Source organism: Streptomyces sp. NPDC046900 (assembly GCF_040644975.1).
In the GTDB taxonomy this organism is placed as follows: domain Bacteria; phylum Actinomycetota; class Actinomycetes; order Streptomycetales; family Streptomycetaceae; genus Streptomyces.
Genome location: NZ_JBEYXD010000004.1, coordinates 254,878 through 280,447 on the forward strand (window position 1 = coordinate 254,878; position 25,570 = coordinate 280,447).

The window sequence follows — 25,570 nt, forward strand, 5'->3', positions numbered from 1 at the left end:
CGCACGGCCGCCCGAGACCATCACTCGGGCGGCCGCCGTGAAAGCGCCTCGGCGGCGAAGACGGCGTAGAGATGCCCCATGGGCATACGTCCGCTTCGTCGTCTTGCACGCCGCCCGGCGATCCGGGGGACCGTCATGGCCGCCGCCTTGCAGCGCCCCGTCCCGGCCTACGCGCTCGACGCCGGCGCCCTCCGCCGACCCGTCCCCACCCTTGCCGCCCGCGCCACCGCGCTCGGCACCAAGGTGTGGCGAGACATCCAAGACCTCCGGGCCATGTTCGTCTCCCGGCTCAAAGCCCTTCCCCTGGCCCTCTCGCGCGGCTCCGAGCCGGCTTGCTTCCGCGTCGGGCAGCGGCGGGAGAGCGCCGCCGACGGCACGGCCGCCGCACGGCTGCGCACCGCACTCACCACGGCCCGGGAACTGGTGCGCGGACTCGTCGCCGCCCACCGCGCCCGTTTCCCTGCCCGCATCGCGAGGGCGGTCAACGGGACACAGGCCGGCGCGGTTCCGCAACATCCGCCGCGTCGCCGGCGGCCGGACGCCACACCCTGACCCCTGCCGCGTACAGGGCCAGCCCCACGACAAGACCCGCCCCGGCTCCGAAGCACACCGTCGGGATCAGTTCCCACGGCCTCGCCGTGGCGCCCCAGTACGCCCACCACCGCGAGGCCCGCTGCACCGCCCCCGCCGCCGCGCACGCACCGATCACCGCGCCCGCCAGCCACTGGTCGGCCCAGGACAAGAGCGGTAGCCGGGCAACCGCCGACGCGCTGTCCGGCGCCCGCCGCAGCGCGACCACCACGAACACCGCGATCACGACCGCCGCGACGGCCGAACTCCCGTACTGCAGATACCAGTACAGAGGCGCCCCCGCGACCTGCCGTCCCAGCACCGGGAACAACCTCACTCCCCACCGGTCGTGATGCGTGAACGCGTCCCACACGACGTGCGTCAGCGCGCCCAGCGCTGCCGAGACGTACCACCACAAGACCGCACGGAACGACACTTCCTGCCGCGGGGTGCCGCAGCGCACCAGCGCCGCCACTCGTCCCTGCCGCGCTCTGGGCAGCAGCGCCACCAGCGGCTCCCGCAGGGCCAGCCAGGCACCCACGAGTGCCCAGGCGATGAGCACATCGACCGTGAACACCCCTGCGAACGAGTGCGTGACCTCACCGAACCGCATCGCCCCTGACACCGCACTCGCCGCGTAATAGGTCAGGTCCGGCGCGAACGACCCGGCGACCAGGACCGATGGCACCAGCCGGCCGCGGCCGGACCCGTCCCCGCGCACGGCGGGCAGCACGGCCGCGGCGTGGCTGAGAGTGAACGGCAAGTGGGCCCCCCGCGGCAGTCGTCGTCCGGGTGGAACGTCCCGGCGATCACAGACGTCCAGTATGCGGGAGGCAAGAAGCGGACAAGACGGTCCGTCCGTCTCCTGCGTCCCGCCCAACCACACATGACCAACTGGTGAAAACCGGGCGCCAACCGGTGTCGGGGTGCCAGGAGTTGTCGTAGGGTCACTTGGTCGGCGCACGGGTGCGTGATCGAATGCGCGCAGTACCGAAAACGAACAGATATTGGGTCGTCGACGGGAGGGGTTCACTCAATGGCGGCGCATATGGGCAGGCGGCTGCGCAAGGGGGCGGCAACCACCGCTGTGGCTGCGGCAGCGGTCGCGGCTCTGGCGGCGTCCCAGGCTCCGGGAGCGACCGGCGACGACCAGGCCAGACAGACCACCGGAGCGCAGTCCGCGCCCGACGCCGCCGGCGACGGCACCGGCAGTGGCGGTGGGGACACGGCCACCGGCAACGGCGGCTACTACACCGACCTCCCGCCGCTCAACAGCCCCACCGACTCGCCCACCCCGACCGTAGGCCCCACCACGGGGGTGGTCGGCGCCGGGGAGTCCGGCATACCCGCCACCGTCCTCGACGCCTACAAGAAGGCCGAGGCCGAACTCCGGCAGGCCAAGCCGGGCTGCAACCTGCCGTGGCAACTCCTCGCCGCGATCGGCAAGGTGGAATCCGGCCAGGCGAGCGGCGGCCGGGTCGACGCCAACGGCACGACGTTCACGAAGATCCTCGGCCCGGTCCTCGACGGCAACGGCTTCGCGAACATCACGGACACCGACAACGGCGTCTACGACGGCGACATCGTCTACGACCGCGCGGTCGGCCCGATGCAGTTCATACCCTCGACGTGGGCGTGGGCCGGGCGGGACGGCAACGGCGACGGGGTCAAGGACCCCAACAACGTCTACGACGCCGCCCTCGCCGCCGCCCACTATCTGTGCCGCTTCGACCGTGACCTGTCGGTCCAGTCCGAGATGAACGCGGCGATCCTCGGCTACAACAACTCGCAGGACTACCTGAAGACCGTTCTGTCCTGGTACGAGTACTACCGCAAGGGCGTCCACTCGATCCCGGACGGCACGGGCCGCGTGCCCAGGCACCGCAGCGACGAGAAGCCCGGCGCGAGCCACTCGCCGAAGCCGGGGAAGACGAAGCCCGGCTCCACCGGCCCCCGCCCGGGCGGGCCGACGCCGGGGAGGCCGACGCCGGGGAGGCCGACGCCCTCCACGCCGCCCACCGCCACCGACACGGTGGACCACCTGGCGGACGGCGGCACCGGAAGCCTCTCCGCCATGGCAGGCGACACGTTCGGCCAGAAGGTCGTGGTGAAGGCCGTGACCAAGGTGGGCAAGGTCGTGTCCAAGGTCCGTGTGCGGTTCACCATCAGCGGCGACACCGACACCACCTTCACGGGCGGCGAGACCGTGGCGACCGTCGTCACCGACAGCTGGGGCAGGGCCACCGCACCCGCGCTCGTCGCCGGCCAGAAGACCGGCAACTTCCAGGTCCGCGCCCTCGTCGTGGGCCGGACCGTCGCCGGCCTCGACTACCCGGTCACGGTGACCGAACGCCAGGCCGACGCCCTCGTCCGCACCAGCGACACCCCGCTGACCTGCACCCCTGGCGGCCAGTTCGCGGACCAGGTCACGGTGAAGGCCACCTACCAGGGCGCCGTCGCGGACGGCGTCGCGGCCACCGCGACGCTCGTCAAGTCGGCCGACGACCCGACCGAGAACGACAAGGGCCCCTACTTCAAGGACGCGAACGGCAACACCGTGCGCACCCTCACGGGCCTGAAGACCGACGCCGACGGCCAGCTGCAGCTTCCGCAGCTCTACGCCGACGACACGACCGGAACGTTCCTGCTCCGCATCACCACCGCGGGCGGGGCCACCTTGACGGTCGAGCTGGACGTCGCGGCGGCGGCACCGTCGGGCGACCCCAGCCCGTCGGCCAGTTCCACCGCCTGACCGGCCCCGGCGCACAGGCGCCGCCGTCGTGCGTGCGACGTGTTCTCATCTCACGCGGACGTTGCTACCGTGCCGGATCTGACGATGCATCAGCAAAGGCCGGGAGGCCCCCATGCGCGCCCTCATCGCAGCCGCGATCGGTCTCTGCGCGGCGCTCGCCCTGGTGTTCACCATGACGGCCATGGGGGCGCCCACCGGCAAGACCTCGCCGAAGCCTCTGCTGACGACCGTCCCCAGCCATCCGTGACGCAAGGGCGCCGCGACGGCACGGCACGGCACCCGGACATGCGCACCGCACGCACAGGGAGGACGCCGAGATGCGCCGTAGGGCCGGCCTGATCCTGCTCGCGTTCGCCGTGTTCTTCACGGCGCTGTCCCCGCTGATGCGCTGGTACGTCTTCCCGCGCCTCGCCAAGGTCCCCGCGAACCAGTACCAGGACATGGTCCTGGAGGCGAAGGGCGCCACCCTCCTCGACTACGGCACCATGAAGTCCCGCAGGGTCTCGAACGTCACCATCGTGCAGACCCTCAAGGGCGATGTGGAGGCCGCGAAGAAGATCGAGAAGACGGCCGGCCGGGACGTGGTGGTCTGGGACGGCCTGTCCTATGTACAGGGCCCCGACGGCAAGATGGTCTCCCGCATCCCCGAGCGCTACATCTTCGACGCGCACAGCCAGGAACCGGTCCATGCGACCGGCGAGATGGTCGACAACGACCCCGTCCGGCGCGACGGCATCGAGTTCAAGTGGCCCTTCCTGACGCAGAAGAGGGACTACGAGTACTTCGACGCGCAGGCCCGCCTCACGGCACCCATCCACTACAAGGGCACGCAGACCTTCCGGGGCGTCGAGGTCTACTACTTCGAACAGACCATCCCCTGGACCAAGGTCCCCTTCCCCAAGGTCATGCCCGTCCAGGGCATCACCGCGGCATCCGTCGCCAAGACCGGTACGACCCGGTGGTACACCACGGTCCGCAAGTTCTGGGTCGAGCCCGTCACCGGCGCGCCCGTCTACGGCGAGGAGATCCACAAAGAGGAGCTGCGCGGCGGCACACTGCTGGGCGGCCGGGACAAGGTCACGGTGTTCGCCGGCCATGTGAAGATGCGCGAGGACTACATCCGCTCGACGGTCGCCCTCGTCAAGCACAACCGCCAACTGGTCCTCATGTTGACGTCCTACCTGCCCTGGGGCTTCCTCGTCCTCGGCATCTGTCTGCTGTCACTGTCCCTGTGGCTGGAGGCACGCGACCGGCCCCAGGGCGAGGCGGCTCGCACCGGGACCGTGGAGCCGGAGCCGGTCACCGCCTGAGCCGCGCGTTCGTGTGCCGGGTCGGCTCCGCGGTCGCCGGGTCCTCGGGCCAGGGGTGCTTGGGATAGCGGCCCCGCAGCTCCGCCCGCACGGCCCGGTAGCCGTCCCGCCAGAAGGACGCGAGGTCGGCGGTGACGGCGGCGGGCCGCCCGGCCGGGGACAGCAGATGCACGAGGAGGGGCACACCCGCGATCTCGGGTGACTCCTGCAGCCCGAACATCTCCTGCAGCTTGACGGCGAGCACGGGCCGCTCGGGGTCCGCATAGTCGACCCGGATCCTGGACCCACTGGGGACGGTGACGCGTTCGGGGGCGAGCTCGTCGAGCCGGGCGGCGTCCCCGCCGGCCCAGGGCAGCAGCCGGGCGAGCGCCTGCCCGGCGTCGATGCGCGCGAGGTCGGCACGCCGACGGGCACGGCTCAGCTCCGGCTCGAGCCATTCGTCCACGCGCGCGTGGAGCGCGCCGTCGCCGACGTCAGGCCACGGCTCGCCCAGATGCAGGCGCAGAAATGCGAGGCGCTGCCGCAGGAGACGGCTCTGTTCCGTCCAGCGCAGCAGCTCCCATCCCTCCTCGCGCAGCCCTTCCAGCAGGGCCGCACGGACGAGGGAAGGGGCGGGCTCCCGCAACGGCCGTGTCGTCAGCTCGACCGCCCCCAGCCGCTCGACAGCCCTGGCCACGACGTCCCCGTCCGCCCAGTGGACCTCGTCGCCCTCCGAGTGCAGAGCCGCGGCGGCGTGCCGCGCCACGCCCTCGTCCACCACAGCGGCGAGCCGTACGCGCGCGTGCCCCGACCCCACGGGCCGGTCGGCGACGGCGACGGCGAGCCACGGGGCGCCGCGCAGCCGCGACCCGTCCGCCGGCTCGGCGCGGGTGCCGCTCACCATGAGATGGGAACCGCCGTCGGCCCGCGTGAGCCGTTCGGGAGAGGCGAGAGCGGCGACAAGACCGACCACGTGATCGTCCTGCGCCTGCCCCGCCCCGCCCGTGCCGGACGAAGCGTCCCGGGGGCCGGGGGCGCGCCCGTCCCGGGAAGGGGCGCCCGGCTCATCGCCGAGGGCGCCGCGCAGCCGGCGCGTCTCGTCCCGCCAGCGGGCCGCGTACGCGTCGCCCCCGCGCCGGGCCGTCCGCCACGCCGCCGCCAGGTCGTCCCCGTACTCCCGCGGCGGCTCCTCGCTCAGCAGCGCGACCACCTCGGCGGCCCGGTCCACGCCGATCTCGGGCGCCGCGTCCAGCAACGCGCGGGCCAGCCGCGGGTGCAGGCCGAACCGGGACATCCGCACGCCCCGTTCGGTGGGCCGCCCCGCCGCGTCCACGGCTCCGATCGCCGTCAGCACCACCCGCGCCGCCGCCATGGCCCCGACGGGGGGCGCGTCCAGGAGCGCAAGCCCGGATGCGTCCGGGTCGCCCCAGCAGGCCGTCTGCAACGCGAACGCCGTGAGGTCGGCCAGCTTGATCTCGGGCGCGGGGAAGCGGGGCAGCCGCACGTCCTCGGCCTCCGGCCAGCAGCGGTACACCCGGCCCGGCGCCTCCCGTCCGGCCCGGCCCGCGCGCTGCCGGCCCGCCGCCTGCGAAGCCCGTACCGTCGTCAGCGCGCTCAGCCCCCGCGCATGGTCCACCCGGGGCTCCCGCGCGAGTCCCGAGTCGACCACCACCCGGACCCCCGGCACGGTCAGCGACGACTCCGCGACGGCCGTCGCCAGAACCACCCGCCGTCCGGTGCCGGGGGACAACACCGCGTCCTGGACGGCCGCCGGCGCCCGCCCGTGCACCTGCAGCACCTCGACACCGCCCAGGTCGCCCAGCTGTCCCGCCACCCGCGCGATCTCCCCGACGCCGGGCAGGAAGCACAGCACGTCCCCGTCGCACTCGGCGAGCGCGCGCCGCACCACGGAGGCCACATGCGCCAGCAGAACCGGGTCCACGCGCAACCCGCGCGGGGGCCGGACGGGACGCGCGGGCGGCGCCCACACGACCTCCACGGGGTACGAGACGCCTTCCGCCTCGACCACCGGGGCCCCGCCCAGAAGCCGGGCCCAGCCCTGCGCGTCCGTCGTGGCAGACGCCGCCACCAGCCGCAGCTCGGGCCGCAGGGCGCCCCGTACGTCCAGCAGGAAGGCGGCGACCGTGTCCGCGTCCAGATGCCGCTCGTGGCACTCGTCCAGCACGACCACGTCGACACCGGCCAGCTCCTGGTCCCGCTGCAGCCGCTGGAGCAGCACACCGGTCGTGACGACCTCCACGCGCGCGTGCGGCCCCGTCACGCGCTCGCCGCGCACGGTGTAGCCGACGCTCGCCCCGGGCTTCTCCCCGAGCAGCCAGGCCATCCGCCGGGCCGCGGCCCGTGCCGCGATCCGCCGGGGCTCGGCGACCACCACACGACGCGCCGGGCCATCGCCGACCAGCCCGGACAGGACCAGCGGCACGAGCGTCGTCTTGCCGGTCCCGGGCGGCGCGCACAGCACCGCGACACCGTGCTCGTCCAGCGCACCGCGCAGAGCGGGCACCGCGGAACGGACGGCGAGGCGGTCGAGGGCGTCGTGGCGGATCACCGCACCAGTGTTCCAGGCGGCACCGTCAGGGCAGAAAGGCCTGGTGGCACCGGCGGCAGAACGCCTTCCTGTGCCAGTCGGCCCGCCGGCGCGCGGTCTGGGCCACCTTGTCGCGCAGCGACACGAGCCACAGACCTCCGCCGGCCACGCCCACGAACCCCAGCCACGCTTCGGACAGCAGCAGTGCACACCCCAGGGCCAGCAGCCCCAGTGGCGCCGACCAGCGCTCGTCGTGCAGCGCGGGACGGGCCAGGTGCGGTGCCAGGGCCCGCCCCTCAGGTGAGAGCGTCCTCCAATGGGCGCTGAGCTTCGTGGTCCTGTCGCTCCGCTCGCAGACCGGGCAGATGTGCACGCGCCCACCCCCGAACACCCGGCACTGCGTGCGCAGCCCGGGGGACGACTTGCCGGTCATTCGTTTGTGCCCTGCCCGGAGTCCGGGCATACGCACTCGCCCGCCGTGAGCCGAGTTTGGCCGGAACCCTTCGTGTCAGCCGCGCTCGCACACGAATATCGCCGTCCCCGGGAGCACGGCGCCGCGCAACGGCGACCACCCGCCCCACTCCGAGGTGTTCCAGGCGGGCCACTCCGGTTCCACCAGGTCGACGAGCCGGAACCCGCCGGCCGCGATGTCCCTCACCCGGTCGCCGAGCGTCCGGTGGTGCTCGACGTACACCGCCCGGCCCTCTTCGTCCTGCTCGACGTACGGGGTGCGGTCGAAGTACGAACCCGACACCGACAGGCCCTCGGGCCCCGGCTCGTCCGGGAACGCCCAGCGGATCGGGTGCGTCACCGAGAACACGAAACGGCCGCCGGGGCGCAGCACACGGTGCACCTCGCGCAGGACGAGCGCCGGGTCCGCGACGAACGGCAGCGCCCCGTACGCGGAACACGCCAGGTCGAAGGAGGCGTCGCGGAAGGGCAGGGCGGCCGCGTCGGCCTGGACGAGGGGGAGGTCCCCGCCGATGCGGAGGGCGTGCTGGAGCTGACGGTGGGAGAGGTCGAGAGCCACCGGCCGCGCACCCCGGCCGGCCAGCCAGCGTGAACACTGGGCCGCGCCGGCCCCGATCTCCAGGACGTCCTTGCCCTTGAGGTCCTCCGCCGGGCCGAGCAGCTCGGCCTCGACCTCGTCGAGGCCCTCCGGGCACCAGACGAAGCGGTCGTCGCCGAGGAAGGTGCCGTGCTCGATCTGGTACTCGTCCGCGTTCCGGTCCCACCAGCCCCGGTTGGCCCGGGAACTCTCCGTGACGCCGACGGCACGCCGGGTGGCTTCCGGCTCGAACTGCTCGGGCTCTTGGATGATCGGCTCCCTCGTCGTACTCTTCCGACCAACCCGCTTCGGCGTGTCAGGAAAGAGGTGTCCTGGGTCTGCGTGGCCTGTGACGTCACCCGGTATGCGGTCAGCCGGGTGGGCTTTGTGCCGGAAATGTGGCGATTCGCCCCGGGTGGGCGGCTTCGCGCATTGACCCTGCCCGGCTGCCCCCGTATGCTACAAGTTGCGCTGCGGGCCTGCGCACCTCAGACGTAGCAGGTTGCGCTCGCATCTGTTGTATGTCCCCTCGGTTCTCGAGGCGCCACTGGGCACCCAGTGTCCTGCAAGGTGGCGCTTCCTTGGCTGTCCGGCTTCTACAGAGCGAAACGGGCTCCCGGCGTAAGCAGTACCTACGACTTAATGTCCGTACCGGAGCCCTTTCCCACATGACGAGCAGCACCGAGACCACCACCGCCACCACTCCGCAGGTAGCGGTCAACGACATCGGTAACGAGGAAGCCTTCCTCGCAGCGATCGACGAGACGATCAAGTACTTCAACGACGGCGACATCGTCGACGGCGTCATCGTGAAGGTCGACCGGGACGAGGTCCTGCTCGACATCGGTTACAAGACCGAAGGTGTCATCCCGAGCCGCGAGCTCTCGATCAAGCACGACGTCGACCCGAACGAGGTCGTTGCCGTCGGCGACGAGATCGAGGCCCTCGTCCTCCAGAAGGAGGACAAGGAAGGCCGCCTGATCCTCTCGAAGAAGCGCGCCCAGTACGAGCGTGCCTGGGGCACGATCGAGAAGATCAAGGAAGAGGACGGCATCGTCACCGGTACCGTCATCGAGGTCGTCAAGGGTGGTCTCATCCTCGACATCGGCCTCCGCGGCTTCCTCCCGGCCTCCCTGGTCGAGATGCGCCGGGTCCGCGACCTCCAGCCGTACGTCGGCAAGGAGCTCGAGGCGAAGATCATCGAGCTGGACAAGAACCGCAACAACGTGGTCCTGTCCCGCCGCGCCTGGCTCGAGCAGACCCAGTCCGAGGTCCGCCAGACGTTCCTCACGACCCTGCAGAAGGGTCAGGTCCGTTCCGGTGTGGTCTCCTCGATCGTCAACTTCGGTGCCTTCGTGGACCTGGGTGGCGTCGACGGTCTGGTCCACGTCTCCGAGCTGTCCTGGAAGCACATCGACCACCCGTCCGAGGTTGTCGAGGTCGGCCAGGAGGTCACCGTCGAGGTCCTCGACGTCGACATGGACCGCGAGCGCGTCTCCCTGTCGCTGAAGGCGACCCAGGAAGACCCGTGGCAGCAGTTCGCCCGCACCCACCAGATCGGCCAGGTCGTGCCCGGCAAGGTCACGAAGCTGGTTCCGTTCGGTGCGTTCGTCCGCGTGGACGAGGGCATCGAGGGTCTGGTCCACATCTCCGAGCTGGCCGAGCGCCACGTGGAGATCCCGGAGCAGGTCGTCCAGGTCAACGACGAGATCTTCGTCAAGGTCATCGACATCGACCTCGAGCGCCGTCGCATCAGCCTCTCGCTGAAGCAGGCCAACGAGTCCTTCGGCGCCGACCCGGCCTCGGTCGAGTTCGACCCGACGCTGTACGGCATGGCCGCGTCCTACGACGACCAGGGCAACTACATCTACCCCGAGGGCTTCGACCCCGAGACCAACGACTGGCTCGAGGGCTACGAGAAGCAGCGCGAGGAGTGGGAGCGCCAGTACGCCGAGGCGCAGCAGCGCTTCGAGCAGCACCAGCAGCAGGTCATCAAGTCCCGCGAGGCCGACGCTGCCGCCGCTGCCGAGGGTGGCGAGCCCGCCGCTCCGGCCGCGACCGGCGGTTCGTACTCCTCCGAGGGTGGCGACAACTCTGGCGCCCTGGCCTCGGACGAGGCGCTGGCTGCGCTGCGCGAGAAGCTGGCCGGCGGTCAGAGCTGAACGCTCGCCGCTAGGCGTTAGCCGATGACTGAGGGCCCGTCCCCCTGGGGGCGGGCCCTCAGCCGTGCCTACCGGGCGCCGCACCTCCCCAAGGGAGGGGAGATCGGCAGCGTCGCCGGCCGGCGGTTCGTCGCATCGCCGAGGCGGCGTCCGGGCATGCTGTCCGGCGTGTCGTGACCTCGGCCCAGGGGCTCACGCGCGTCGGGTCTCCGGGGCCCTCCCGGCAGCTTCCCGGGCCCGGAGCCTCCGGGGACTGACTGAGTGTTGTGTGTCGGTACACGGATCGGGAATGGACGTGTCCCGGCCCACGTTGTGCAGTACGAACACGAGGAGGAGCGGTCTAGTGCTTGATCCGCAGGGTTTGTACGCATGGGAGCCGAAGGGCCTGGCCGTCGTCGACATGGCGCTCGCCCAGGAGTCGGCAGGACTGGTCATGCTCTACCACTTCGACGGCTACATCGACGCAGGTGAGGCCGGCGAGCAGATCGTCGACCGGCTCCTGGACTCGCTGCCCCACCAAGTTGTGGCCAGGTTCGATCACGACCGGCTGGTCGACTACCGCGCACGCCGCCCGCTGCTCACCTTCGAGCGCGACCGCTGGACGGACTACGTGGAGCCCACGATCGAGGTACGCCTCGTCCAGGACACCACCGGGGCGCCCTTCCTGCTGCTGACCGGCCCGGAGCCGGACGTGGAGTGGGAGCGCTTCGCCGTGGCCGTCCGGCAGATCGTGGAGCGGCTCGGCGTCCGCCTGTCGGTGAGCTTCCACGGGATCCCGATGGGCGTGCCGCACACCCGCCCGGTGGGCCTCACCCCGCACGGCAACCGCACCGACCTCGTGCCGGGCCACCGCAGCCCCTTCGACGAGGCGCAGGTCCCCGGCAGCGCCGAGGCCCTGGTCGAGTACCGGCTCATGCAGGCCGGACACGACGTACTGGGCGTCGCGACCCACGTCCCGCACTACATCGCCCGCTCGGCCTACCCGGACGCGGCACTGACCGCCCTGGAGGCCATCACGGCCGCGACGGGGCTGGTTCTCCCCACGATCGCCCACTCCCTGCGCTCGGACGCGCACCGCACACAGACGGAGATCGACCGGCAGATCCAGGAGGGCGACGAGGAACTGGTCGCTCTCGTTCAGGGCCTCGAGCACCAGTACGACGCCGCGGCAGGTGCCGAGACACGCGGCAACATGCTCGCCGAGCCCCTCGAGATCCCGTCCGCGGACGAGATCGGGCAGGAATTCGAGCGCTTCCTGGCGGAGCGTGAGGGCGACGGCTGAACGCGGGGCCCGTCGCCGGTGCCGCCGGTGCCAGGCCGTAGGCTTCGCGTCATGCTGAAGGTGGGCCTGACCGGCGGTATCGGGGCCGGCAAGAGCGAGGTGTCGCGGCTGCTCGTGGAGTGCGGGGCCGTGCTGATCGACGCGGACCGCATCGCGCGCGAGGTCGTCGCGCCCGGAACGGCCGGGCTGGCCGCGGTCGTCGAGGCCTTCGGCGAGGACGTCCTGGCGCCGGACGGGGGCCTCGACCGCCCCAAGCTCGGCTCGATCGTCTTCGCCGACCCGGAGAGGCTGGCCGTCCTGAACTCGATCGTGCACCCGTTGGTGGGCGCCCGTTCGCGCGAACTGGAGAGCGCCGCGCCCCAGGACGCCGTGGTCGTGCACGACGTCCCGCTCCTCGCCGAGAACGGGCTGGCCCCGCTGTACGACGTGGTGATCGTCGTCGACGCCGACCCCGCCACCCAGCTCGACCGGCTGGTCCGTCTGCGCGGCATGACCGAGCAGGACGCACGCGCCCGCATGGCCGCCCAGGCCACGCGGGAGAAGCGGCTGGAAACGGCGGACATCGTCATCGACAACGACGGGCCACTGGAGCAGCTGGAACGGAACGTAAGGGACATATGGGCTGATCTGGTGCGCCGAGCGCGGCTCCCGCAGGAATAGCGGTCGACCCCGGGGGCGTTGAACCCCGGAAGTTAGGGAAGGACTCTGCCGTGCCCGACACCAGCGATCCGACCGGACGTACTCCGGAGACCCATGTGATCGACTTCCGCGCCGCCGAGCAGTTGCTCGCCGCGCGGGACCCCCGGGGCGCGGTGAAACTGCTGGACGGCGTGATCGCCGCGCACCCCGAGAACACCGCTGCGCGGCTGCTGCGCGCGCGTGCCTTCTTCGCCGCAGCGCAATTGCGGCCCGCGGAGTTGGAGTTCAGCATCGTGCTGGAGCGTGAACCCGACAACGCGTTCGCGCACTTCGCGCTGGCCCGCACCTACGAGCGCCAGTCACGTCCGGAGGAGGCCAAGCGGCACTTCCGGCTCGCCGCCGCGCTGGACCCGAACCCGGAGTACCTGAGAGCGGCGCGCTTCGACTCCCCGTAGGGGCGCCCCACCGCTCCGAGGGGACCGGCGGAGTTCCGTCACCGAGGTGCCCTACCGGCGGTGGTCGGGCGGCGGATACGGCGGGACATCGCGGCCCGGCTGCCAGTGCGGGCCCTGATGGATGTGGCGCAGGATCACGGCCATGTCCACCGTGACGATGAGCCACAGCACGCCGCAGGCGGCTGCCCAGCCGGGCCGCCCCAGGAGGGCGAACACGACCGTTCCGAAGGTCGCCCAGACGAGGCCCCAGACGCTCAGCCAGAACCGCGCCCGCAGGGCACTGCGCGCTGTCGTCGGTTCGCTGCCGGTACGCATCACCATCACCGTTCCTACCGGGACAAGTACCCTTCGTGATGCACGTTCACCATGAAACGGTGACCGGATCCGACGGGTCGCGGCGAGCGCGGGGCGGGTCCTCGAGGGGAGGCGACGGTGCTGGAGGCGCTGCGGGAGGACACGCGGCTCGCCGAATGGATGCGGGACCTGGAGAGCGAGGGCGGTGCCCCCACGGGGCTCGTCCTGCCCGACGCGGACGAACTCCCCGGCATCCTGCTCGACCTGTCCGTACCCCACGAGGACATCAACGACCTCGTCGCCCTGCGCGCCCGGCTGGCGCGGGACGCGGAGGCCATGACGCTGCTGGGGCGGTGCGTCACCCGGTTCGTTCGGGACATGGGGGAGATCGGCAGGGCCTGGGAACCGCCGTCCTTCCCGGAGTCGGCGGGGGCGCTCGGACGGTTCTTCCATGTGTACGTCTTCGTCGCCGCCCTTCCCTATGTGCGCGCCCACCACCGGGAGCGCGGCATCCCCGAGGAGGTGTCACGCCGCACCCTCGCGGACCTCGGGCGGCAGATGGCCGTGCACCGCCGGCGGTGTGGCACGGGCGGGCTGCTGTTCCCGTGGTGGACGGCGCTGCACTTCCACGGGGAGCTGTTCCAGCTGGGGCGGCTGCAGTACCAGCGCGCACGGCTCGGGCAGCGCACCGGACGGGCCGTCGCCGCGGCGGGCCATGCGCTCGGACCCGGCGACCCCTGTCTCAGCCTGCACATACCGGACTTCAGCGGCCCCCTGTCGGCGTCCGCGTGCGAGCGGTCCCTGGCACTGGCCCGGGCCTTCTTCGCCGAGCACTATCCGGAGGAGCGCTACGAGATCGCCGTGTGCGACTCCTGGCTGCTCGATCCGCAGCTCAAGAACTATCTCCCGGCCGACTCCAACATCATCCGCTTCCAGGACCGCTTCGAGCTCGCGCACCAGGAGACGACGCCCGACGACGGCATGCCGGTCGGCTTCGTCTTCGGCGACCCCGACCTTCCGGTGGAGCGGTTGCCTCGGCGGAGCAGTGTGGAGCGGGCGGTGGTGGACCATCTGCGGTCCGGCGGGCACTGGTACGGCGGGCACGGCTGGTTCGCGCTCTGACCGCGCCCCCCGTGCGGGGGCTCCGCGGGGTTCACTCTCGAACGTGTCACCGCATCGGGTGATGCGGGATCGGGAACGAGGCGCGGAAGACCGCCCGTCGGACGGGCATGAGAACCGGGTGGGGAAAGGCGGCCGGGCAGCGATGAGTCGCGGGACATGGACGGGTCTACCTCTGTGACAGCACTGCTGACCCGCTACCCCGAGGAGAACCTCATGTCCGAGACCACCGCCTCAGCCGCCCAGGCCGTCCCCGCCGCCCGCGAGCCGGGCCGTGGGCGCAGCCGGAGCCGACGTGCCGAGATCTCCCTGCGCGCTCTGCAGATCGCGCTCGCGCTGTTCTATGGGCTCGCGAGCGCGCTTCCCAAGCTGATCGCGCACCCGTCGGCGGCCGATTCCTTCGACAGGATCGGCTGGGGGCACCCGGGGATGTACACCATCGGCGCACTCGAGCTGGCCGGGGCTGTCGCCCTGGTGATCCCGCTCCTCGCGCCGGTCGCGGCGATGGCGCTGTCCGGGCTGATGGTGGGCGCGTTCATCGTCCAGCTCACCGTCTTCGACGGTCAGAACGCGGCCACCCCGCTGATCCTGCTGGTCCCGCTGGCGCTGATCGCCTGGGCCCGGCGCCACCGTGTGGCGGACCTGGCGCGCTTGGTACTGCGCCGCGCATGACCGGCTCCGCCCATGAGAGCGAGGGTGTGCGGCGCGGAACGGGGCGGGGCGGGGGACCGCCCCTGCTCCGCCCCGGCCTCAGCTCGCCCCGGAGCCGCCCCGGCCGTCCGGCCGACTCCCGCCCTTGGCCCGTCGCTGACCGCCCGGATGGCGCCCCGCCGCATAGGCGTCCGCGAAGCCGCCGCCGGGGGCCGCTGCCAGGCCGCGGAGGCGTTCCATCTCGCGGCGGTCGCGCTTGGTGGGGCGGCCGGTGCCGCGGTCGCGGACGCCGGCCGGGGCCACGGCCTCGCGGGGCGGCGGGGGCGGACTGTTGTCGATGTAGCACTGGACGGCCACCGGGGCCCCGACCCGCTTGCGGATCAGACGCTTCACGACGACGACCCGCTCCCGGCCCTCGTGCCGCAGACGCACCTCGTCACCGACGCGCACGGCGTACGCGGGCTTCACGCGCTCGCCGTTCACCCGGACATGACCGCCCCGGCAGGCAGTCGCACCGACCGAGCGGGTCTTGACGAGCCGCACCGACCAGATCCAGCTGTCGATGCGAACGCTCTCGCCGTTCGACGGTCCGGCGGCGTCGGCGGCGGCCGCAGCGGCAGCCTTCTTCGCGTCGGCTGTGGGTTCCACCGAGGCCGAGGCATCGGCCGCGCGGTCCTCTTCAGGGCCGTCGGAGTCGCGCCGATCCGCCTCGCGGGCCGGACCCGGCTCGGCGTCCCGGCCCGTGCCGCCTGCCTGGGCCGCGCCCGTCGCGCCCGTCCTGTCGTCGTCCGCATCTGCAGCAGCCATGTCCTCGACCTTAGTCCCCTGAGCTGGGTCAACCGGACGTCATTTTCTCGGGACCCCTCCCAGCCCTCGTGCGGGACCGTTTCCGTCCGGCTCTACCGTGGAGGCATGGACAGCAGCAGCCTCGCCGCGCTGGACGAGCGGATCACCGGATGCCGCGCCTGCCCGCGTCTGGTCGAGTGGCGGGAGGAAGTGGCCCGTACCAAGCGCGCCGCGTTCGCCGACTGGGACTACTGGGGACGGCCGGTGCCCGGCTTCGGACCGCCGGACGCCAGGATGCTGGTGATCGGTCTCGCCCCCGCGGCCCACGGTGGGAACCGCACCGGGCGGATGTTCACCGGCGACCGGTCCGGCGACGTCCTGTACGCAGCGTTGCACGCTGTGGGCCTGGCGTCGCAGCCCACGTCGGTGGCCGCCGACGACGGCCTGGAACTGTACGGGGTGCGTGTCACAGCCCCGGTGCACTGCGCCCCGCCGGCCAACAAGCCGACGCCCGGGGAACGGGACACCTGCCGGCCGTGGCTCGTCCAGGAACTGCGGCTGCTGCGGCCGTCCCTGCGCTCCGTGGTGGCGCTCGGCGCCTTCGGCTGGCAGGCCGCGCTGACCGCACTCGCCGAGGCGGGCTGGGCGGTGCCGCGACCCCGACCCGCGTTCGGGCACGGGGCCCGGGTGACGCTGGAGGGCCTCGAGCTCTTCGGCTGCTTCCACGTCAGCCAGCGCAACACCTTCACGGGTCGCCTCACCCCCGAGATGCTGCGGGACGTGCTGCGCACGGCGGCCGAGGCGGCGGGTCTGCCCGCCGAGCGGTAGACCGGGGCCGAGCGGTCACGACGTCCGCGACTCCGACGAGCCGGCTCCCCGGCCGGTTGGCCATGACGGGGCGGCCTTGCGCACGAGCGTGGCGGAGGCGCTGGTCGCGGTGACGGACGCGGGCGCCCGCCGCCGAGCCGCGCCCCGCCTGGACCGCGACTCGGACGGTGTCCGGGCGCTCAGACGACGCGAGCCGCCGCGATGCGCCGCTGGGAGACGGCGTCGTGCAGGCGATGACGGGCCACAACTCCCGGGAGAAGGGGCTGTTACGCCTCCTGCGGGGCGGCGGGAGCGACGGTTCTCGCGTTGGGAACAATGGCCGTCGCGGTGGGAACCACGTCTGCCGCGGTGGGAGCGACGGCCGACGAGGTCGGAATCACGGCGGTCGCGGTGATCTCGACCAACTGTCCGGTGTACCCGAGACAGGCCACGCCGATGAGCGTCGACGAATGCGGCCCGGTGCTGAGCCCCGAGGCCTCGACCACGTCCCAGACCGCGGAGAGCACCGAGGGCTCGCCGCTCACCACATACACGTCCGTCGACACCACGTGCGCCATGTCGCTTCCGACCGCGCGCAGTTGCTCATCGAGGTTGGCGAGCGCCTGCTGGGCCTGCCGTACCGGATCGCCTTCGCCGACGAGATTCCCGTCCGCGTCGAGCGGCACGGATCCGGCCAGGAACGCGAGCCGGGTCCCCGCCTCCACGACGGAGGCGTGCGCGTAGCGGGGCGGTGGGAAGAGTGTGGGAACGGTGACGCGCTTGAGCATGGTGCCTCCCGGGGAGCGACTACCGGTGCGACCGGCCGCGTGCCGATCGCACCGCAACCCGCCGATCATGCGCGGTGCCGCCCATCGACCGCATCCGAATTCGTCCCGGTTCGCGGCGGGGCCGAGCGCATCGCGCGGCCCCGCCGCGAACCGGCCCTGCCCTGGGTCGCGTCCACCGGTGAAGCCCCACCGCGCACGGCCGCTTCGCCTGCCCGATCCGGGGCACGTCCGGACCGTGACGCACACGCCGAGACCGCCCTCGCCCAGCGAGCCGGTTCCCGGCCTCATCAAGGCGGCCGGCCATCCCCGTCAGGACGGTCGACCATCGCGGGGCCACTCCCTTGCCGCACGCACTCCTCCGCAAGGGCGGGATACGCCTCGGCGATGGCCGCGCAGATCCGCTGCCGCAGGACTGCCATGGCCTCTGCTCGCCCGGCACCGGAGATGTCGTCCAGGAGCCGGTCATGATGGCTGAGCCGGTGCAGGAGATAGCCGACCTTCCAGGGGTCGAGCGCGGAACGGTCGGCCGGGACTGGCGGCGAGCCACCGCGCGCAGGCATGGGTGAGATGGCGGGCGGAGCGGGAGAGGTGTCGCGGGTGCCCCCGGCGGCACCACCGGAGAGCCGCCGCTCCCTCTCCGTACGTGCGCGGTGCTCCAGGGCTCGCAGCGCGAAGGTCCCGGGGTCCAGGCGAGGGATCTCGATCGCCTCGGCCCTGATCCGCTCCAGCACCGCCTGCCTTTGCCACGTCGCCGCCCCCTCCGGTTCCGCCCGCGCGACGTGCCGCCGGCTGTCCGGTGCCTCGTAACCGGCCATCATTGCCTCCCCGTACCCCGCCGATAACCCGCGGATCGTCACGCTCTGTGACGACACCACCATTGATAACGCGCGGCACTGACAATCGCCCCGACCCGGACCCGCGCCCTCGCGATATCCCCGCAAACCCAGCGGACGGACGGTCCGGCGACGGCTACGGTAGGTGGCCGTATCTGCGACGAAGGGGCCCGGTGGACCAGTTGACGGAGCCGACGGCGGCCGGAGGGATCGAGGCGCGCTCGGCCGGCGACGAGACTCGCGGTCACGGGGACGGCCGGGGGTGACCGTGGACGACAAGGCGTTCCTCGACCACGTGGCGGACCGGCTCGCGGGCCTCCCCGCGGTCGGGGCCGTGGCCCTCGGCGGCTCCCGCGCGCAAGGCACCCACGGCCCGGACAGCGACTGGGACCTGGCCGTGTACTACAGGGGTCCGGACTTCGACCCCGCACACCTGCGGGCCACCGGCTGGCCCGGCGAGGTGTCGGGCATCGGCGGCTGGGGAGGGGGAGTCTTCAACGGCGGCGCCTGGCTGACCGTCGACGGCCGCCGCGTCGACGTGCACTATCGCGATCTCGACGTCGTGGAGCACGAGTTGGCCGAGGCCGAGGAGGGCCGCTTCCATGTCGAGCCGCTGCTGTTCCACCTCGCCGGCATCCCCAGCTATCTGGTCGTCGCCGAACTGGCCGTGAACCGCGTGCTGCGAGGCACCGTTCCGCGCCCGCAGGCATATCCGGAGCCGCTGCGCGGCTCCGCAGCCGAGCGCTGGTACGGCACGGCACGCGCCACCCTCTCGTACGCGAAGGCCAACCACGCACCGAAGTCCCGCCTCACCGAGGTCGCCGGCGCCCTGGCCACGGCCGCCGCCCAGTCCGCACACGCCGTGCTGGCCGCACGGGGGGAGTGGGTGACCAACGAGAAGCGGTTGCTGGAGCGGGCGGGGCTGCGGGGGGTCGACGAGATCGTGTCGGGGCTGAGAGCCGCCCCGGACGGGCTCGCGGAGGCCATCGGGTCGGCCGAGGAGGTCTTCGGTGAAGCCCTTGTCGCCGCAAGGGAATCCGCGGCCCGATAATCCTTCGAAACGTCGAGTATCTCGCTGCTACCGTCTCCGGCGTGGCGAAACTCAATCAGATCATCGCAGTCGAGAAGGGCATCAAGTCCAAGTCCCATCAAGACCTGACGGCAGCTCACCACGGGCTCCTGAAGCCCGCGTTGCTGGCCGGCATCTCGCGTACGTACCAGCCGAAGGACGAAGAGGGCGAGCAGTTGCCGCCCGAGTCGACGCGGGTCCAGGTGAAGGCGGAGGACGTGCTGCGGCAGACCGCGGCGACGCTCACGCGGCTGTTCGACGTGACCGCCACGAAGGACTGGGCCAACTGCGCCGCCAGGGCGGACGTGAAGGTGGACGGGCGGGTGCTCGTCGCCGATGTCCCCGTGGCGTATCTGCTCTTCCTGGAGAAGCAGCTCGTCGATCTCAACACCTTCGTCCGCAAGCTGCCGGTCCTCGACGCCGCCGAGTCCTGGATCCAGGACCCGTCCACCGACGCATGGAAGACGGAGCCGGTACGCACCCTGCGCACGAAGAAGGTGCCCCGCAACCATGTGAAGGCGGAGGCCACCGAGAAGCACCCGGCGCAGGTCGAGGTGTACTACGAGGACGTGCCGGTCGGATACTGGACGACCGTGAAGTTCTCCGGCGCCCTTCCCGCCAGGCGTGTGAACGAGCTGCTCGACCGGGTCGAGAGGCTCCAGCAGGCCGTCAAGTTCGCCCGGGAGGAGGCGAACGGAACGGACGTCGTCGACCAGCGCGTCGGTGACGCCGTCTTCGGCTACCTGTTCGGGTAGCCTCAAGAACTCCCCGGCCACCACGAACGACGGCCGGGGCGCGCGAGGAGCGCAAGCTGAAGCTGAAGCTTGTCGTGACGACGCGGTCCCAGTGGAGGTTCGAGTCCTCCCCGCGGCACAATCCCCGGCCGCGGTAGCCCAATTCGGCAGAGGCAGACCGCGATCAATCTCAGACTATCGCTCCAGACTCAGCATTCGCCGCCGATCGCCGGATCGACCGGGCCCGGGCCCCGGACGCCGAAATACTGGTTCAAGTCCAGTCCGCGTAGCTCGATACGCGGTGGTCCAAAGGCAGGACGCGGCGACATCACGACTGACCTGGGTCCTCAAGCGTGCCGGCGTGCCCACATGGGCGGCATTCCAGGGCCCGGGGGCCGGCTACGCCCCCGGGCCCGCTCCCGTCCCGGCACGGCTACGGCCTTCTGCCCTGCCATCACGACCCGAAGCGCACCCACACGGGGGCGTGGTCCGACCCCGGTGCCCCGCGTCGCTCTTCCGGATCGGCGCCGACCGACGGCAGGACCGGTCCGTCGTCGGGCAGGCCCGTGCCCGCCGCCGTAAGGCGGTGGACCAGGGAATGACTGACCAATATGTGGTCGATGAGTTCATGCCGCCCGGAGGTGACGCGCGAGTACCGCTGCTGCTCCGGGATGAGCGGCGCCACGTCCCACAGACGCACCGCGTCGCCCCGGTCCGGGTGCTCGTACCCGGGTGTGCCGATCTCGGATCCGGGCGGGCCCAGCAGGATCTGGGTCGTCGCGGCCTGCACCTCGTCGTTCATGTCGCCCAGCACCGCCACATCGCGGGTGCGCCCCTGGCCGGCCAGCAGGTCGTCGGCGAGCGCCCGCAGTGCCGTCGCCTCGCCGGCCCGCCGGTAGAGGGCGTATGCGCCGAAGCGGGCCCGTTCGCCCTCGTCGCGCGGCTGGAAGCGACCGCCCGGGTACGACAGCAGCTTCGACTTCAGATGCGCCACCGCGACCTTCAGCGTCAGCTCGCCGACGGTGACCTCCACCGCGAGGAAACCCCGGCCCGCGTGCGCCACGGGCGTCCCGTCGTCGTCTCCCTGAACCGGCCGCAGCAGGTGGGGGAAACCATTGGTGTCGGCGAGCACGCGCGGCTGGGCTCGGCTGAGGAAACCCACTCGTATGCCGCGTTCGTCCGGGTTCTGGGAGACCGTGACGTGCCACTGGCCGTCCAGCATTCCGGCCAGGTCCTCCAGTGCCTCGGGTTCTCCGACCTCCTGGACGCCGAGCAGCGCCGGATCGAGTTTCGTGATCACGGCGGCCAGGGCGGCGAGCTTCGTCTCGTACGCGGCCTTGTCCTTGGGGCCGAACGGGCCCCCGGGCCGGTACAGGTTCTCCAGGTTCCAGGTGCCGACGAGCATGCCGGGCTCCTTCCAGAAGCCGGGTGGCGGGCTGTGGTGAGGCCCAGCCTGCGCGCGCAACCGCCGGTGGAACAGGGCGGCGACGGGATGCGCGGTACATGTCACCCAGGAGTACGACCACGCCGTACGGTGACCGGATGACGTCCACTCAGGCCGCCCGGCTGACGGCTCCCGCCGACCTCGTCCTCACCGGCTGCACCGTCCTCGTGCACGACGACCAGGAGCGGATCGGCTTCGTGGAGGACGCCGCGATCGTCGTACGGGACGGGATCGTTGAGTCGGTGACGCCCGCGGCGGACGTCAGGGACGTGCCTGCCGTCGAGCGCATCGACGCGCGCGACCAGGTGGCTGTGCCCGGCCTGATCAACTGCCACACGCACTCCCCGATGGTCGCCCTGCGGGGCATCGCCGAGGACCTGCCCGTGCAGGAGTGGTTCAACGAATTCATCTGGCCCATCGAGTCCAACCTCACCGAGGATGATGTGGCGTCGGCGGCGCGGCTCGCCTGCGCGGAGATGATCCGCGGCGGTGTCACCTGCTTCGCCGACCACTACTTCTCGATGGACGCCGTGGCCTCCGTCGTGCCGACTGCGGACTCCGAGCCCATCTGGGGGAGGTGTTCTTCTCTTCGCAGGGCGCCGCGGGACGCGAGCGATCACTGGACTTCGCGCTGCGGCACCGGGGTTCCGCGGACGGGCGCATCACCACCGCCCTCGCCCCGCACGCCCCGTACACCGTGAGCGACGCGGACCTCGTGGCCACCGCCGGACTCGCCCGAGACCACGGCCTCCCCGTCCACATCCACGCCGCCGAGAACCGCGAACAGACCGACACCACCTGGCGCGGCACGGACGTACCCCCATCGAGGTCCTGGAAGCGGCCGGACTCCTCGGCAGTGACCTGCTCATCGCGCACGGCACCGGCATCGTGGAGCGCGACCTGCCCGTGCTGGAGCGGGCGACCGGAAGCGTGGCCGTGGCGACCGCACCTCGCGGCTACCTCAAGTTCGCCTGGCCCACCACCACACCGGTACGGGCACTGCGCGCGCTCGGGATCCCGGTCGGACTCGCCACGGACGGCGCCGCCTCCAACAACTCCCTGGATGTACGGGAGTCCATGGCTCTCACCTCCCTGGCACAGAAGTCGGCCGAGGGCGACCCCGGCTGGCTGACGTCCCGGCAGGCGCTGCACCACGCCACACTCCAGAGCGCCTGGGCCGTCGGACTCGGCGACCGTATCGGCAGCATCGCCCAGGGACGCCGCGCCGACATCGTGCTGGTGGACATCGGCGGACCGCACACCCAGCCCGTCCACGACCTCGCGGCCACCCTTGTGCACAGCGCCCGGGCGTCGGACGTCCGCACCACGATCGTGGACGGGCGCGTCCTCATGCGGGACCGCGAACTGCTCACCATCGACCTGCCGTCGACCCTGCGCGAGCTGGAGCAGCGGCTGCCCGCCCTCGTGGACCGCGGCCATGGCCGGCGCATCCAGGAGTACGACGGCTGAGCCGTGCTGGTGGGTCACCGCGTTCCAGCAAAGCGGAACTATGCGTTCATCCACGGCCATTCCGTGCTGAGCGAGTGTCGAATACGTCTCAGTACCGTCACTTCACGATCCGTTCATGCGGGAAGGGGCGTTTAACTTTGTGAGCCGACCGGGGTCGGCTCGCCGGAAGACGGCGTGGCAAGGAGGTGCAGGGTGAACGGGCGAACGGTGCTGGAGCGGTTTCCCGCGGGCGGGCCGCGCGGATCGTGGCCCGCGGAGGAGTTCGCGCAGGCGCGCCGCCTGGAGGGGCTGCCCGCGGAGGTGGTCATGGACCTCGCGACGGATGCGTTCCTGGTGATCGTGGCCGGAGCCGACGCCACCGAGTAGCCGGTCCTCGGGTCTGAGCCGGCTTCCCGGCTGGTGACCTTCGCCGTGAACTGCGCCGCCTGCAGGGCGTACAGGTCGGCGTAGACGCCACCCGCGGCGAGGAGTTCGTCCGGCGTGCCGGACTCCACGAGCCGCCCTTGTTCCAGCACATGCACGAGATCGGCGTGGCGCACCGACGCCAGCCGGTGGGTGATCAGGACGACCGTCTGGCCGGAGCCCGCCAGCGCGCGGATCCTGTCGAAGACCTCCAGTTCGGCCCGGGCGTCGAGCGCGGCCGTCGGCTCGTCCACGATCAGGATCTGCCCCTGCCGGTAGGCGGCGCGGGCGATGCCGAGCCGCTGCCACTGGCCGCCGGACAGGTCGTGCCCGCCGCTGAAACCGCGCGCGAGCAGCGTGTCGAGGCCGCCGGGCAGGTCCGCGAGGACGTCCTGGGCACCGGCCTGGGCGACCGAAGAGGTGATGCGTTCATCGGTGACGGGCGCGGTCGTGCGTCCGACCGCGACATCGACGCGGGCCGTGAACGGCCAGCGCTTGAAGTCCTGAGCCACCATGGCGACGCGCTCGGCGAGTTGCCGCCGGTCGGCCTTCGCCGCGTCGACGTCGTCGCACAGGAGCCGGCCCCGCTCGGCAGCTCCACGGCCGCGGCCCGCTCCAGATAGAGCTCGGTGGCGACCCGCTCCACCTTCGGCTCCAGTCGCCCGGTGGCGTACGCCGACGCCGCCTGTAGCAGTGCGGACACCAGCAAGACCGCGGCGACCGCGAACAGCGCCGGCACGGCGCCGCGCAGTCGGTCCTCGTCCGGGCCGTCGGACATCAGCCGGGCCAGCACGGAGTTGACCGCCAGCAAGCTCACCGCCTGGGCGACCCGCGGCCTCCTTCGGCGCTCAGGACGACACGGGCGGCGCCCCGGTCCGCCTGCCAGGCGAGCCGGAAGCTCGAGGCGAGCAGCGACGGCAGCCGGGTCACCATGGCCCGGAAGTTCAGCTCGAGAAACGCGTCGGAGTGCTGGGACCAGCCCATGTCGTAGCGCAGCCGACCGCCGAAGAGCAGTAACTCCGAGTCGGATGTGGCCGGGGCCTCCGCTGCGGCCTTCTTCTCGCCGGATTCCTGGGACTTCCTCGCCACGCATGACCTCCCCCGAGTGCGGACGAAAGAGGGTCTCCCCAGGAAGACAGCCCTCCATCCGCCGGGCACCGCACTTTCGCGTGGCGGGCGATTTTGGTCGTAGACGGTGGTCGTTCGGTCAGGCGCTGAGCGGACGCGACCACGCCGGGGCGGTGCCGGTGATCCGGCACAGCGCCAGATACAGCGGGATCGGCGGGGTGTACGGCGTGTTGTCGTCCGGGCGGTGGACGAGCCCGGGGCTGTCCGGTGCGCCCGGGAGCAACGCGCCCGGTACGTAACGTGCGGGCGCCGGCCAGTCCAGTGCGACATCGGAGTCGGACGGCACGATCCACCACCAGTCCGTCCGGTCGCCGTACACGCAGCCCACCCTGGGCAGCCGGGACAGCAGCAGCGCGCCGTGGCGCGCGGGCATCGCCACCGCGTCGCAACCGAGCGGGAGCGCCATGCCGTCGGGCAGTTGAACCCGCCGGGACACTGCTCCGGGCTTCGGCTGTGCCCGCCTGAGGCGTACCAGCGAGTCCAGGGTCAGGACCTGCGCCGCCCGTGCACTCCTCACACCCATGAGGGCCCCGCCTCCGAGGACGCCTCCGCCTCGGACCCGCCGCCGTCGGCCGGAGGGCGCTTCGCGCTCCAGCCCAGGTCGGCCCGTGGCTCTCCGCTCACCGGCGGCTTCTTGGCGCTCCACCCGAGGTCGTACTGCGCGGCGGTGTGTTCCGATGCCCGGGGCCTGTCGCCGGAACTCGACAGGTCCCGGGACGGCTGTGCCAGGTGGGCGCCGGACGCCGACCGGGCGGCGTCCCGTGCCAGCTCGGCCCAGACCAGGAGTCCGGAACCCGCCGTCTGAGCACCCCAGGCCCGGCACAGGGCCGCTACGAGAAGCAGTCCCCTCCCGTGCTCCTCGTCGGGCCGCTGCGGGCCGGGGTGTGGCTCACCCGGAGCACATCCCTCGTCCGTCACCGCTATGCGGACCACGTCGTCCTCGTCGCGCAGTTCACAGACGACGTTCTCTCCGGCCGCGTGCACGATGGCGTTGGTCACCAGTTCGGAGACGACCAGCGTCGCCGTGTCACAGGTGTCCTCGCCCACCGCCCAGCCGGACAGCCGGGAGCGCGTGAGCTGCCGGGCCCGTGCGACGGAGCCCGGATGTGCGACGAGCTCGAAGCGGAACCGGCGTTCAGCGGCCGCGCCGGGGGGCATTCCCGCGGCGCCACCAGGCCCGAACCGGTCTGCGGTGGCGTCTGTTCCTAACGACGCGGACGGAATCACGCTTGCCACTATCGCCGCGGCGTGAACACTTGGCAAGAGTCACTGTGAAAATTGCAGAGTGCAGTGTGACTGC

Annotated in this window: 24 protein-coding genes, 1 tRNA gene and 2 pseudogenes; 15 read left to right on the forward strand and 12 right to left on the reverse strand. The window is 72.0% G+C overall.

The window, feature by feature from the left end; genetic code table 11:
* Nucleotides 1-135 precede the first annotated feature (135 nt).
* Nucleotides 136-552 (forward strand): hypothetical protein, encoded by a 417-nt coding sequence (locus ABZ904_RS06645; RefSeq protein WP_359389441.1) that lies wholly within the window; start codon nt 136-138, stop codon nt 550-552.
* On the opposite strand, the gene ABZ904_RS06650 is transcribed toward ABZ904_RS06645, so the two are convergent.
* The gene (locus tag ABZ904_RS06650; protein WP_359389443.1) at nt 482-1,333 is read right to left on the reverse strand and encodes a DUF4184 family protein; all 852 of its coding nucleotides are present in this window, start codon (nt 1,331-1,333) and stop codon (nt 482-484) included. The two genes, ABZ904_RS06645 and ABZ904_RS06650, sit on opposite strands and share 71 nt — an antisense overlap.
* A gap of 273 nt (nt 1,334-1,606) precedes the next feature.
* Here ABZ904_RS06650 and ABZ904_RS06655 point away from each other — a divergent pair, with 273 nt between their 5' ends.
* The 3 genes from ABZ904_RS06655 to ABZ904_RS06665 all read left to right on the forward strand — a co-directional run bounded on the left by ABZ904_RS06655 (nt 1,607) and on the right by ABZ904_RS06665 (nt 4,632).
* A complete protein-coding gene (locus tag ABZ904_RS06655; RefSeq protein WP_359389446.1) occupies nt 1,607-3,322 on the forward strand; it encodes a lytic transglycosylase domain-containing protein in 1,716 nt (571 codons plus the stop codon).
* A gap of 112 nt (nt 3,323-3,434) precedes the next feature.
* On the forward strand, nt 3,435-3,569 hold the full coding sequence (locus ABZ904_RS06660; RefSeq protein WP_360989374.1) for an SPW_0924 family protein: 135 nt from the start codon (nt 3,435-3,437) through the stop codon (nt 3,567-3,569).
* 70 nt (nt 3,570-3,639) lie between these two features.
* Nucleotides 3,640-4,632, forward strand: a complete 993-nt coding sequence (locus ABZ904_RS06665; protein WP_361821548.1) for a DUF3068 domain-containing protein — start codon at nt 3,640-3,642, stop codon at nt 4,630-4,632.
* On the opposite strand, the gene hrpB is transcribed toward ABZ904_RS06665, so the two are convergent.
* The 3 genes from hrpB to ABZ904_RS06680 all read right to left on the reverse strand — a co-directional run bounded on the left by hrpB (nt 4,622) and on the right by ABZ904_RS06680 (nt 8,480).
* Nucleotides 4,622-7,180, reverse strand: coding sequence for an ATP-dependent helicase HrpB (hrpB, locus tag ABZ904_RS06670; RefSeq protein ID WP_361821550.1), 2,559 nt, complete (start codon nt 7,178-7,180; stop codon nt 4,622-4,624). The two genes, ABZ904_RS06665 and hrpB, sit on opposite strands and share 11 nt — an antisense overlap.
* A gap of 25 nt (nt 7,181-7,205) precedes the next feature.
* On the reverse strand, nt 7,206-7,592 hold the full coding sequence (locus tag ABZ904_RS06675; protein ID WP_359389458.1) for a hypothetical protein: 387 nt from the start codon (nt 7,590-7,592) through the stop codon (nt 7,206-7,208).
* A gap of 75 nt (nt 7,593-7,667) precedes the next feature.
* Complete coding sequence (locus ABZ904_RS06680; protein ID WP_361821588.1) at nt 7,668-8,480, reverse strand: class I SAM-dependent methyltransferase; 813 nt, start codon at nt 8,478-8,480, stop codon at nt 7,668-7,670.
* Nucleotides 8,481-8,875: 395 nt separating this feature from the next.
* Between ABZ904_RS06680 and rpsA the strand changes: the two genes are divergently transcribed.
* The 4 genes from rpsA (at nt 8,876) to ABZ904_RS06700 (ending at nt 12,745) form a co-directional block, all read left to right on the forward strand.
* On the forward strand, nt 8,876-10,369 hold the full coding sequence (rpsA, locus tag ABZ904_RS06685; protein ID WP_359389460.1) for a 30S ribosomal protein S1: 1,494 nt from the start codon (nt 8,876-8,878) through the stop codon (nt 10,367-10,369).
* A gap of 343 nt (nt 10,370-10,712) precedes the next feature.
* Nucleotides 10,713-11,651, forward strand: a complete 939-nt coding sequence (locus ABZ904_RS06690; RefSeq protein WP_361821553.1) for a PAC2 family protein — start codon at nt 10,713-10,715, stop codon at nt 11,649-11,651.
* 51 nt (nt 11,652-11,702) lie between these two features.
* The gene (gene coaE / locus ABZ904_RS06695) at nt 11,703-12,311 is read left to right on the forward strand and encodes a dephospho-CoA kinase (RefSeq protein WP_361821556.1); all 609 of its coding nucleotides are present in this window, start codon (nt 11,703-11,705) and stop codon (nt 12,309-12,311) included.
* Nucleotides 12,312-12,361: 50 nt separating this feature from the next.
* Complete coding sequence (locus ABZ904_RS06700) at nt 12,362-12,745, forward strand: tetratricopeptide repeat protein (RefSeq protein WP_359389469.1); 384 nt, start codon at nt 12,362-12,364, stop codon at nt 12,743-12,745.
* A 51-nt stretch (nt 12,746-12,796) separates the two neighbouring features.
* Here ABZ904_RS06700 and ABZ904_RS06705 read toward each other — a convergent pair whose 3' ends face one another.
* Nucleotides 12,797-13,066: a DUF6343 family protein gene (locus ABZ904_RS06705; protein WP_359389472.1), complete on the reverse strand. Its 270-nt coding sequence runs from the start codon at nt 13,064-13,066 to the stop codon at nt 12,797-12,799.
* Between the two features lie 153 nt (nt 13,067-13,219).
* Here ABZ904_RS06705 and ABZ904_RS06710 point away from each other — a divergent pair, with 153 nt between their 5' ends.
* Together ABZ904_RS06710 and ABZ904_RS06715 are read left to right on the forward strand one after the other, a co-directional pair.
* A complete protein-coding gene (locus tag ABZ904_RS06710) occupies nt 13,220-14,161 on the forward strand; it encodes an acyltransferase domain-containing protein (RefSeq protein ID WP_360989474.1) in 942 nt (313 codons plus the stop codon).
* Nucleotides 14,162-14,335: 174 nt separating this feature from the next.
* On the forward strand, nt 14,336-14,830 hold the full coding sequence (locus ABZ904_RS06715; protein WP_359389475.1) for a DoxX family protein: 495 nt from the start codon (nt 14,336-14,338) through the stop codon (nt 14,828-14,830).
* Between the two features lie 78 nt (nt 14,831-14,908).
* On the opposite strand, the gene ABZ904_RS06720 is transcribed toward ABZ904_RS06715, so the two are convergent.
* On the reverse strand, nt 14,909-15,616 hold the full coding sequence (locus tag ABZ904_RS06720; protein WP_361821560.1) for an RNA-binding S4 domain-containing protein: 708 nt from the start codon (nt 15,614-15,616) through the stop codon (nt 14,909-14,911).
* A gap of 105 nt (nt 15,617-15,721) precedes the next feature.
* Between ABZ904_RS06720 and ABZ904_RS06725 the strand changes: the two genes are divergently transcribed.
* A complete protein-coding gene (locus tag ABZ904_RS06725) occupies nt 15,722-16,423 on the forward strand; it encodes a uracil-DNA glycosylase (protein ID WP_359389481.1) in 702 nt (233 codons plus the stop codon).
* A gap of 266 nt (nt 16,424-16,689) precedes the next feature.
* Here the strand turns inward: ABZ904_RS06725 and ABZ904_RS06730 are convergent, their stop codons facing one another.
* On the reverse strand, nt 16,690-17,190 hold the full coding sequence (locus ABZ904_RS06730) for a RidA family protein (RefSeq protein ID WP_359389484.1): 501 nt from the start codon (nt 17,188-17,190) through the stop codon (nt 16,690-16,692).
* A gap of 287 nt (nt 17,191-17,477) precedes the next feature.
* Entirely contained in the window at nt 17,478-18,005 is a 528-nt protein-coding gene (locus tag ABZ904_RS06735; protein ID WP_361821564.1) for a hypothetical protein, read from the reverse strand.
* 280 nt (nt 18,006-18,285) lie between these two features.
* Between ABZ904_RS06735 and ABZ904_RS06740 the strand changes: the two genes are divergently transcribed.
* From ABZ904_RS06740 to ABZ904_RS06750, 3 genes are all read left to right on the forward strand, one after another.
* On the forward strand, nt 18,286-19,074 hold the full coding sequence (locus ABZ904_RS06740; protein ID WP_361821567.1) for a nucleotidyltransferase domain-containing protein: 789 nt from the start codon (nt 18,286-18,288) through the stop codon (nt 19,072-19,074).
* A 41-nt stretch (nt 19,075-19,115) separates the two neighbouring features.
* Nucleotides 19,116-19,847: a hypothetical protein gene (locus tag ABZ904_RS06745; RefSeq protein ID WP_359389493.1), complete on the forward strand. Its 732-nt coding sequence runs from the start codon at nt 19,116-19,118 to the stop codon at nt 19,845-19,847.
* A gap of 127 nt (nt 19,848-19,974) precedes the next feature.
* Nucleotides 19,975-20,115 (forward strand) — tRNA-Pro (locus tag ABZ904_RS06750).
* A gap of 165 nt (nt 20,116-20,280) precedes the next feature.
* Here the strand turns inward: ABZ904_RS06750 and ABZ904_RS06755 are convergent.
* Nucleotides 20,281-21,231: an endonuclease/exonuclease/phosphatase family protein gene (locus ABZ904_RS06755; protein ID WP_360989405.1), complete on the reverse strand. Its 951-nt coding sequence runs from the start codon at nt 21,229-21,231 to the stop codon at nt 20,281-20,283.
* 137 nt (nt 21,232-21,368) lie between these two features.
* On the opposite strand from ABZ904_RS06755, the pseudogene ABZ904_RS06760 reads away from it, so the two are divergent.
* Nucleotides 21,369-22,740, forward strand: a pseudogene (locus ABZ904_RS06760) (amidohydrolase).
* A gap of 401 nt (nt 22,741-23,141) precedes the next feature.
* Here the strand turns inward: ABZ904_RS06760 and ABZ904_RS06765 are convergent.
* The 3 genes and pseudogenes from ABZ904_RS06765 to ABZ904_RS06775 form a co-directional block, all read right to left on the reverse strand.
* Nucleotides 23,142-24,126: pseudogene (locus ABZ904_RS06765) on the reverse strand (ATP-binding cassette domain-containing protein); the annotation flags it as partial.
* 223 nt (nt 24,127-24,349) lie between these two features.
* Complete coding sequence (locus ABZ904_RS06770) at nt 24,350-24,793, reverse strand: hypothetical protein (protein WP_360989408.1); 444 nt, start codon at nt 24,791-24,793, stop codon at nt 24,350-24,352.
* Nucleotides 24,784-25,497, reverse strand: a complete 714-nt coding sequence (locus tag ABZ904_RS06775) for an ATP-binding protein (protein ID WP_360989411.1) — start codon at nt 25,495-25,497, stop codon at nt 24,784-24,786. Before ABZ904_RS06775 ends, ABZ904_RS06770 begins: the two co-directional genes overlap by 10 nt.
* Nucleotides 25,498-25,570 lie beyond the last annotated feature (73 nt).